The following is a 2,658-nucleotide window of genomic DNA, read 5'->3' on the forward strand; positions in this document are numbered from 1 at the left end:
GCGGAATAACTAATATTTCAGGCACTCTATCTACAATCTTCCTGCCGAGAGGGTCATATACCCTGAGATTAACAACGAGAGATAGAGCCAATAATGTAGCGGCTGATAGTATATCGTTTATTATTACCACACCTATTCCTACCCCCGCAGAAATTCTACAAAAAGTAGCGGAGAATTTTGGTAAGATTGAGGATATGAAGGCGAAGATGATTGATTTTGGAACGATTACTATAGTTGGAACAAATACAATAGTTAATACATTTGGACCAACTGAAAGAATATTTATGCAGAAAAAACCTGATAAGGTGAAAATTACCTCCGTTACTGGTACACCTACTACCTTTATACTTAATGGTGAAATGGTATATTTATCTTCTGAAGAAATAGGAATTCATCAAGGGAATATAGATGATATGTTTGAGGCTGATATATCTCCATTCCGTAGTTTAGAAGAAATAGTTACGAATGGCACTACTACACTAATAGCAAAAGAGGGGAATACTTATATACTTGAGTTCGAACCTGAGATAGAAGAAATTAGTAAAGTAGTGATATATGTAGATGGTAATAATTGGATGATTATGAAGGCAGAGGTTTATGATTTAGATAAAACACTTAGAGTAATTACGGCGATAAAAGAGGTGTCTTGTATAAATAATATTTGGATTCCGAGTAAGTATGTAGAAATGAAGTTATTAGATGAGGTTACTGTCGCAAGGGAAGTAGTACTTTCTAATATAGAGTTAAATACAGAAATACTTGATAGTGAGTTTGAGCCATAATTAATACACGGATGTGGTAATATATGGAAATACGATAGAAATACATAGAAATATGGTAGAAATATAATGGAAATAAGTGGAAATAAATAGAAATATAGTAGAAATAGATAGAAATTGGTTGTAAAAAAACAATGAGTTTCCATAAATTTCAACCTTATTTCAACCTTATTTCAATTTTATTTCCATGAATTTCAACTTTATTTCTATGAATTTCAATTAAATTGGAGGTAAAAGGTAAAATGATTAAAAGAATAATTTTGATTACAAGTTTAACCTTACTTATTTTCTACTTCTTACTTCTTACTTTTAACTTCTCTCATGCGATGGGTTGGTTATTTGGAAAAAGTTGCCGGAGTGACTCTATTTCTTATCATGCACCATGCTGGGGTGAAAACAATAAGATTTATTTTATTAAGAAAGTAACCTTTGCTGTAGAAAGTGAAAACCCTGATCTAGTTACAGGTGGTACATATTTCATTCATGATGTTAAATACTTCCTTTGTTCGATGAATTATGATGGGACGGAGAAAAAGGAGATTAAGGAAGTAATGTGTGAAAAGGATATAAATAGGTTAAAGAGAGAGTATAAAAGGAGATATCGTAAAGAATGGACTGGTGGGTCAAAATCAGATGCATATATGTCTTATTGTAAAGATACAAATAAATTAGTCTACAATGTAGAATGGGGAATGTGGAGTATAACTGTAGATGGAACAGATGAAAGGTTACTTGATTATGAGGGGATACATCCCTCGTGGTCACCAGATGGGAAGGAAATTGTATATGAGATATTCAAGAAAGGGATTTGGATAATGAATGCAGATGGAGATAATAAACATAGACTTTCTACAGAGAGTAGAATAGAAACATTTGATAACAAAACTTATGTTGTATATGATGATGAATCCCCCATCTGGTCACCTAAAGGTGATTTGATTGCCTTTGTTTGCAATTTCTGGATTTGGGTGATGAAACCGGATGGGAGCGAGAGAAGGAAGGTGTGGAAGACCAGTCATCTCTCTGATTGGTCTCCTGATGGAACGATGATTATGACCGGAGGAAGAATTGTTGACTTAAATGGAAATAGTGTTCAGCTATTTGAAGAAGAGAAAGAAGAATATATTCATGGACTTTGGTCGCCAGATGGAACGATGTGTATAGGAAATAGAGATTTTGTCTTATTTGATAGCAAAACTGGTAAAATAGTAGGTGATCCATTATCAGTTGGAGTGTTACCTCAGAGCGGTAAACATTTTGTATATAAAAAACCTGATAATATTTGGTAGAGGAGGTAGATAATCATGAAAAAGTTTTATTTTGGGTTATTAGTAGGATGTTTGTTATGTAGCAATGTGTGCGCTGAAGAATTTAATTGGGGGAATTGTACCACTTATGCGCCTATGCCGGTATTGTTTATCCATGGGATTAATGCTAATTCATTAACATGGGATATTGTGACTAAAGAATTAGAGAAATACTTTGGGTATAGATGGGTCCGGTTTAATGAGCCAGCTCCAGAGGGACGAATAACACTGGATGGTAAAGCAGTTACTGTAGATCGAGACCATCCCGATGCTCCGCAGAACAAGGTTGTCAAGCATTATTTAGAGGCGTTTGATTATGGTGGGAAGAATAAAGCCGGGAGTGCTAATCCTCTGAATTCACATAATGATTCATCAGCCCCTAACTCTCTTCCTTCTAAGGTGGAAGAAATATTAAAAGCATATTATGGTGATGACTGGCAAAAGAATAAACTCATTATCGTTGGTCATTCCCAGGGAGGACTTATAGGTAGGTATTATCTTCAGCATGGTGGTGCAGATAAGGTTAAGCGGTTTATTAATGTAAATACACCGCATTGTGGCAGTGAATGGGC

General features: G+C 34.8%; 3 protein-coding genes. All 3 read left to right on the forward strand.

The annotated features are described in order from the left end of the window. Window positions 1–782 (forward strand): hypothetical protein (locus tag AB1414_18840; protein MEW6609470.1); only part of this gene is annotated, 782 nt, incomplete at its 5' end. Window positions 783–1,021: 239 nt separating this feature from the next. Further along, window positions 1,022–2,068 carry a hypothetical protein gene (locus AB1414_18845; GenBank protein ID MEW6609471.1) on the forward strand — a complete coding sequence of 349 codons (1,047 nt, stop codon included), beginning with the start codon at window positions 1,022–1,024 and terminating at the stop codon, window positions 2,066–2,068. A gap of 15 nt (window positions 2,069–2,083) precedes the next feature. After that, a partial coding sequence (locus tag AB1414_18850; GenBank protein MEW6609472.1) for an alpha/beta fold hydrolase occupies window positions 2,084–2,658 on the forward strand: 575 nt, incomplete at its 3' end.

The sequence above is a fragment of the bacterium genome, assembly GCA_040755795.1.
GTDB lineage: Bacteria > UBA9089 > CG2-30-40-21 > CG2-30-40-21 > SBAY01 > JBFLXS01.